At 37.8% G+C, this 6,995-nt stretch carries 8 protein-coding genes and 1 riboswitch; all 8 genes read left to right on the top strand.

What is annotated here, in order from left to right; translation table 11 throughout:
• Positions 1-95 precede the first annotated feature (95 nt).
• The 8 genes from CD152_RS04135 (at position 96) to yidC (ending at position 6,870) form a co-directional block, all read left to right on the top strand.
• Entirely contained in the window at positions 96-758 is a 663-nt protein-coding gene (locus CD152_RS04135) for a single-stranded DNA-binding protein (protein ID WP_157821021.1), read from the top strand.
• 246 nt (positions 759-1,004) lie between these two features.
• Positions 1,005-1,868, top strand: a complete 864-nt coding sequence (locus CD152_RS12175) for a transglycosylase family protein (RefSeq protein ID WP_101141512.1) — start codon at positions 1,005-1,007, stop codon at positions 1,866-1,868.
• Between the two features lie 118 nt (positions 1,869-1,986).
• Complete coding sequence (locus CD152_RS04125; protein WP_101141510.1) at positions 1,987-2,802, top strand: transglycosylase family protein; 816 nt, start codon at positions 1,987-1,989, stop codon at positions 2,800-2,802.
• Between the two features lie 83 nt (positions 2,803-2,885).
• Positions 2,886-2,981: riboswitch (TPP riboswitch) on the top strand.
• 61 nt (positions 2,982-3,042) lie between these two features.
• A complete protein-coding gene (gene tenA, locus CD152_RS04120) occupies positions 3,043-3,711 on the top strand; it encodes a thiaminase II (protein WP_086039236.1) in 669 nt (222 codons plus the stop codon).
• On the top strand, positions 3,711-4,499 hold the full coding sequence (gene thiD, locus CD152_RS04115; RefSeq protein WP_101141508.1) for a bifunctional hydroxymethylpyrimidine kinase/phosphomethylpyrimidine kinase: 789 nt from the start codon (positions 3,711-3,713) through the stop codon (positions 4,497-4,499). The genes tenA and thiD overlap by 1 nt, the downstream gene beginning before the upstream one ends.
• Positions 4,499-5,284 (top strand): hydroxyethylthiazole kinase, encoded by a 786-nt coding sequence (thiM, locus tag CD152_RS04110; RefSeq protein ID WP_101141507.1) that lies wholly within the window; start codon positions 4,499-4,501, stop codon positions 5,282-5,284. The genes thiD and thiM overlap by 1 nt, the downstream gene beginning before the upstream one ends.
• 3 nt (positions 5,285-5,287) lie before the next feature.
• Positions 5,288-5,923 (top strand): thiamine phosphate synthase, encoded by a 636-nt coding sequence (gene thiE, locus CD152_RS04105; RefSeq protein WP_101141505.1) that lies wholly within the window; start codon positions 5,288-5,290, stop codon positions 5,921-5,923.
• Positions 5,924-6,009: 86 nt separating this feature from the next.
• Entirely contained in the window at positions 6,010-6,870 is an 861-nt protein-coding gene (gene yidC, locus CD152_RS04100) for a membrane protein insertase YidC (protein WP_101141503.1), read from the top strand.
• The last annotated feature ends 125 nt before the right edge of the window (positions 6,871-6,995 follow it).

Raw genomic sequence — 6,995 nt, 5'->3', positions numbered from 1 at the left:
AAAAAATTATATAGATTTCTATACCATTTTTAAATTACTGCAGTTTTTCAAAGTTCAATTTTTACTCTATATTTTATGGGAAAGGAGGTGAAGATGTGATAAACAAAGCGATTGTAGCAGGACGCTTAGTAAAAGACCCATCGTTACGACAAGTAGCAAATAATACGACCATCGCTACTTTTTCTTTAGCTGTTGATCGAGGAGTTTCTAAAAATGGTGAGCGTTCGACGGATTTTTTGATGTGTAAAGCATTTAATAAGACAGCCGTAAATATAGGGAAATATTGTAGCAAAGGAAGTTTTGTATGCATAACAGGTCAATTCCATAGCAATCGTTACGAGAAAGAAGGTAAGACGCACTATTCTACTGAAATTCTAGTAGAGAATATTAAGTTCCTAGCGAATATCGGAGGGAACAAAGCTGAAAAAAGTGAATCAAGATCTGATGCTGTATGGAACAGCTTACCGGATGAAATTAAAGATAAAGTAGCCCAGAATCTTATTGTGAAAGGTACAGAGCAGCTTATTCAGTCTACTGCAGAAGAACGATGGAACAGTAAACTTTTTGGTGTAGAAGGTAGAGAAGAAAAGACACCGAGTGAATATGCTGCTCAGGCAGATGAGATTATTAAAGTTGCAACAAATAATGAAGTTCAAAAGGATGAGTCAAGCGAAAGTGAAGAAGAACTCAAAGAAGACAATAATCAAACTGATAATACATCTGTATCGGATGTAACAGACTCCAGTACACCATTTTAATACCATTTCATTACTCACATTTAATCCTCATTCAGTTACACCCCATAACCCCCCCAGTAGCGCAGTGCTGAACGCTACTGGGGGGTTAGATGTTAAATTGATATGCTTTTGTAATATATTTGTAATTATAAATCATCTTTCTGTAACCAAAGAAATATCAATACGTGTTAAATTTATATCAATCAAATTAAAGAAAAATATAATTATTAATATATATTAAGAAAATTATCGGAGGCAACATTCATAATGAAAAAAATTACTGCACTTACAGGAATGGCAATTTTAGCTACAGGAATTTCAGCACAGGCAGATGCAAAAGAACATACAGTGACTACCGGGGAGTCACTTTGGTCAATCGCAGATAAATATGACACTACAGTTGAAAGAATTAAAAAAATTAACAAAATAGAGTCAGACATCATCTTACCCAATCAAAAACTAGAAGTATTAGTTAAAGGTAAATATGAAGTCCAAAAAGGAGATACTTTAGAGAAGATCGCTAAAAAGTTTGATACTAAAGTTGCAGATTTAAAGAGATGGAATAGTATTGAAACAAATAAAGATCTTAAAGTAGGTAAACTGATTATCGTTGATAAAGATGAAAAAAGACAAATTGTTACGCAAACAGCTGCTCAACAAGCGCCAGTAACTGTACAACAAACAGTGGCGTATCAAGCACCAGTCATCAAAGCGCCAGAGCAAGCAGCTAAACCGGCGGCACAAGCAGCTAAACCGGCGGCACAAAAACCAGTCCAACAAGTAGCTCAACAGCCAGTAGCACAAGCACCAGTTCAGCAAGCAGCACAACAACCGCAACAAGTGGCGCAACAACCACAACAAGCAGCACAAAAGCCAGTAGCACAAGCAGCGCCTGCTGGGAACTCATCAATGGATGCACATTTACGCGTTATCGCACAACGTGAATCGGGTGGCAACCCTAATGCTGTTAACCCATCTGGATACTACGGATTATTCCAGTTTTCACCATCAACATGGGCATCTGTAGGCGGAACAGGGAATCCTGCAAATGCTTCAGTTGAAGAACAATGGAAACGTGCAAGAATATTATATCAAACTGCTGGAGCTTCTCAGTGGTCAACTGCGTATTAGTTAGTCAGAAATTTAACATAACACTTAATCTTTTATATTGTTTTAACCTATGAAATATGAAATTTTAATGTAGTTAACGTATTAAAAATTATAGATAATCTTTAGGAGGACTTTCCAGATGAAAAAACTTTTAGCGGTAACGACAGTATTTGCAGTAGGTGGAACATTTGCGGCGACTCAAGCAGATGCAGCACAATATAGAGTGAAAAGTGGAGATTCTTTATGGAAAATCTCTCAAATCTATGGAACTTCAGTTCAGGCATTAAAGCATGAGAATGGATTGAGATCTAACTTAATTCATGTTAATCAAGTATTAAATATTAATGAGAATACAACACAGCGAAAAACTTATAAATCAGCATATAAACCTACCTACACAGCACCTGTAACTACAGGTTCATATTACCGCATCGTTCCTGGAGATACTTTAGGCAAGATTGCCTCACGTTACGGTGTATCAGTTGCGCAGCTTAAAGCATGGAATGGTCTGCATTCAGATATTATTATTGTTGGGCGTACATTGAAGGTTAATGGACCCGCTGTAGCAGCTGCACCCGTTACAAGAACAGCATATCAGGCACCAGTTAAACGTGCTGTTGCTAAGTCAACGTACCAAGCACCAGTAAGACAGACTGTTTATAATGCATCGACGACAAAACGTGTAACTACGACAAGGACACAAGCACCAGCTGTTCGTGTGAACAACGGTTTAAACTGGGCAGCATTAGCGAGATGTGAATCTGGTGGTAACCCATCAATCAATACAGGAAATGGTTACTATGGAATGTATCAGTTCAACTTACAGACATGGCGTGGTGTCGGTGGAAGCGGTTATCCACACCAAGCTTCTGCAGCTGAGCAAACGAAACGTGCTCAAATTCTGTACAATATGCGCGGTGCGCAGCCATGGCCAGTATGTGGTGCGCGTTTATAATAATGAGATTAGAACTTTAAAGGGTATTCACTTTAAAGTTCTTTTTTTGCATTAACAAATTAACTTCGTTACACTAATATTAATATATACACTAGGGGTGCCTTGCGCTGAGATGGCTTTTGCCGAACCCTTTACCTGATCCGGATAATGCCGGCGTAGGAAAGTTGTGCTGAGTACCCATTATGTGTATTTAACCTATTTCCTATTAGGAGATAGGTTTTTATTTTTAGGAGGGATAACGTGTTTACAAAACAATTGAAAAAAGAAGTAGAGCCGATTATTGAATCCATTTATAATGATCCGTTTATTCAAGGTATTATTCATGGGAATTTAAAGAAAGAAGCAGTAAAACATTACTTAAAGGCAGATAGTTTATATTTAAACGAATTTGCAAAGATATATAGCTTACTTATTCCAAAACTAGATGATAGAAAAGGAATTCAGTTCTTACTTGGCCAAATCGATTTTGTTATGAATGGTGAAGTAGACGCGCACTATACTTTAGCAGATTATGCAGGTGTAGATTATAAGGCAGTGATTGAAGAAGGAGAATGGTATCCATCAAGTGATCATTATATTAAGCATATGTATTACAATGCCTACCGCTATAGTGATGCAAGTTTTACGATATGTGCGATGGCACCTTGTCCTTATGTCTATCAGCAGCTGGCACTGAAGATTGCTGAGCGAAATGACCTGGAAGGAAATCCGCTAAAACCTTGGGTCGACTTTTATTGTACGAATATGGATGAGCTTATCGGTCATTTAGATCGCTGGGTAGATGAATTTAGTGAAACAGCTTCTGATGAAGAATTAAATATATTAAGAAAGAACTTTGTTGAAAGCTGTATTCATGAGAAGCGCTTCTTTAATATGTCCTATAACATAGAAACATGGGAGGGATATTAATGAAAATAGCATTATCGATTGCCGGAACCGATCCTACAGGAGGTGCCGGAACGACAGTGGATTTGAAAGTCTTTCAGTCACGTGGCGTATACGGGATGAGCGTAATAACAAGTCTTGTTGCACAAAATACATTAGGTGTGCAGGATGTCTTTAATCAGCCTGTAGAGGTTATACAGAAACAACTTGAAAGTGTATATTCAGACATTGTTCCGGATGCAGTAAAGACGGGGATGTTAGCAACAAGTGAAGTAATGGATATTGTAAGGCCGTATATAGAACGTTATAACGTCCCGTATGTCATCGATCCTGTTATGGTAGCTAAAAGTGGAGATTTGTTGCTTGATGAAAATGGTCAAAATGCTGTGCGTACAAAATTACTGGATATTGCGACAGTGGTGACACCAAATATACCTGAGCTAGAGAAAATTGTTGAAATGAAGGTAGAATCAGAAGAAGATATCTTACGTTCAGGAAAAATATTTATCGATGAAATTGGTTCTCGAAGTGTGCTTATCAAAGGTGGACACTTAAAGGGAGATGCGACAGATTATCTTTTTACAAAGACTGGATTAATTACTTTGCCTGGAGAACGTTATAATACGAAGCATACACATGGTACGGGCTGTACTTATTCAGCTGTTATCACAGCAGAACTTGCCAAAGGGAAGAGTATAGAAGATGCTGTGCGATTAGCGAAGCGCTATATGGATATGGCTATTAAGTATACTCCTGGAATTGGTCATGGCCAAGGTCCGGTAAATCACTTTAAGTTTCAGGAGGTAGAATAATGGTAAAGCTTAATCAACTTCGTAAAGATAACCCTTTGATTATTTGTATTACGAATGATGTCGTCAAAAACTTTACAGCGAATGGTCTGCTTGCACTTGGTGCAAGCCCTGCGATGGCGACAGAACGTCAGGAGATGGATGAGTTTTTAGCACATGCTGGTGCGTTATTGATCAATATAGGCTCAATTGAAGAAGACGATAAGGAAAACATGTTACAAGCGGCTGCATTTGCAAATAAACATCATGTACCTATCGTACTTGATCCTGTCGCTTGTGGTGCATCTAAGTTTCGTAAAGACTTCTGTTTAAGATTGCTAAACGAGCATCATATTAGTGTCATTCGTGGGAATGCATCAGAGCTTGCCGCTTTGACAGATGATGCCACAATGAAAGGGACAGATGCAGATCAATCGTTATCTACTGAAAGCGTCGCGCGACGAGCATATGATAAATTCAAGACTGCAATTATCGCAACGGGCGCCGTGGATGCAATTTGTCAGGATGAACAGATCATGCTAGTAGAGAATGGTACACCGATGTTGACGAAAGTCACAGGAGGAGGATGTTTATTAGGAGCAGTTGTTGCAAGTTTCATATATAATGAAACTAAACCTTCATTAGCATTATTAGCAGAAGCAATAGCGACTTATACGATTGCGGCGGAACGAGCAGCTCATAGTGCTAATGGGACCTTGCCAGGACATTTTGCAGTGAATTTAATAGATCAGCTCTATTTAATTCAACAAGATGATATAGCAAAGGAATCACGTGTGAAAGAAGTGTAGCTTATGTTTAAAAGAGAGATGCTTCATGTATATTTCATTGCAGGGACTTCTGATGTTCCTGATGGTGACTTAGAAGATGTGCTAAAAGAAGCACTTGAAGCAGGAATTACAATGTTTCAGTTTAGAGAGAAAGGACCGAAAGCGAAGACCGGTCAAGAGAAGCATCTACTTGCTGAACGTTTGTTTAATCTATGTAAAGATTATAAAGTTCCATTTATCGTCAATGACGATGTTGCACTTGCTAAAGCAATTGATGCAGATGGTATTCATCTTGGACAGAATGATGAAAAGATTAAAAATATCATCGATGATTTCCAGGGAAAAATCATCGGGTTATCTGTCGGCAATTTTGAAGAGTATGATCAGTCCGATTTAACACATGTAGATTATATAGGTGTCGGTCCTATATATGAAACAAGTAGTAAAAGCGATGCCAAAAAGCCAGGTGGTATCGAACTAATACGTAAGATGCGCCTTTACGATAAAGATATTCCGATTGTAGCGATTGGTGGCATCACAAGTCGTAATTGTGAAATGATTATCGCTTCAGGAGCAGATGGTATCTCTACTATTTCATCTATTACAAGAAGCAGTGATATTAAGCAAGTTGTTACAGATTACTTACAGTATTATAAGTAAAAAGTAAAATATCATGCTTTTTGTTTATGTATACCTAGATTTATGATAAAATAACCTCTATGTGAATAATATTATGAGGTGAAAAAATGAAAAAGAAGTCGATATGGCTCCTAGTATTTACTGCAGCGATAATTTTATCTGGCTGTGACTATTCAAAAGAATCAAACCGTAATGGATTTTTCTATGATACATTTGTGCATCCTTTAGACCAGTTAATCCACTGGTTAGGGTCACATATGGGACATAACTACGGACTTGCGATTATTGCGATTACATTAATCGTACGTTTAGCGCTCTTCCCATTTATGATGAAAACATATAAGAACCAAAGCGTTATGCGTGAGAAAATGGCTTTAATCAAGCCGCAGATGACAGAGATTCAAGAACGAGTAAAGCGTGCGCGCACGCAAGAAGAGAAGATGGAAGCAAACCAGGAAATGATGGCATTATACAAAGAGAATGGTATTAACCCATTAAACATGGGATGTTTACCATTATTAATTCAATTGCCGATCGTCACTGGATTATTCTATGTATTGAAATATCCAACTGAAGGTGGCATCACACAGTATCCGAATTTCTTATGGTTTGAGTTAACGAAGACGGATATCGCGATGACAGTCATCGCAGGTATTGTATACGCATTACAAGCTTACGTTTCTATGCAGAACATACCAGAAGAACAAAAAGCACAGATGCGTATGATGATGTTTATCTCGCCAATTATGATTGTCTGGATGTCAGCAATTTCTCCTGCAGCATTACCATTATATTGGGCTGTAGGTGGAGCATTCTTAGTGTTACAGACTTGGCTAGGAAACAAGTTCTACAAGAAGAAAGTGCACGAAGAAATTGCACCATTAATCGAAGCACACGAAGAGAATGAGCGCGCAAAACAACCAAAGAACACACAAGTCGTTTCTTCAAAAAAGAAGAAGAAAAAGTAATATAACTTAAATAAAAATACCGGACAGTACTGATGAAGTGCACCCCTAAAGTTGAACCTTAAAATTCAACTTTAGGGGTGTTTATTTTGAATAAAAAGCATGATCTTGATTTTAAATTAAAACTA

The organism is Macrococcoides caseolyticum, from assembly GCF_002902665.1.
Taxonomy (GTDB): Bacteria; Bacillota; Bacilli; order Staphylococcales; family Staphylococcaceae; genus Macrococcoides; species Macrococcoides caseolyticum.
The sequence above is the reverse complement of the archived record's forward strand: the minus strand, read 5'-3'. Positions and strand labels throughout refer to the sequence as shown.

What these genes read in the sequence shown, in the direction of transcription:
- CD152_RS04125 (WP_101141510.1), top strand. Translation starts at nt 1,987, where the DNA reads ATGAAAAAACTTTTAGCGGTAACGACAGTATTTGCAGTAGGTGGAACA.
- thiD (WP_101141508.1), top strand. Translation starts at nt 3,711, where the DNA reads ATGAAAATAGCATTATCGATTGCCGGAACCGATCCTACAGGAGGTGCC.
- CD152_RS12175 (WP_101141512.1), top strand. Translation starts at nt 1,005, where the DNA reads ATGAAAAAAATTACTGCACTTACAGGAATGGCAATTTTAGCTACAGGA.
- yidC (WP_101141503.1), top strand. Translation starts at nt 6,010, where the DNA reads ATGAAAAAGAAGTCGATATGGCTCCTAGTATTTACTGCAGCGATAATT.
- thiM (WP_101141507.1), top strand. Translation starts at nt 4,499, where the DNA reads ATGGTAAAGCTTAATCAACTTCGTAAAGATAACCCTTTGATTATTTGT.
- thiE (WP_101141505.1), top strand. Translation starts at nt 5,288, where the DNA reads ATGTTTAAAAGAGAGATGCTTCATGTATATTTCATTGCAGGGACTTCT.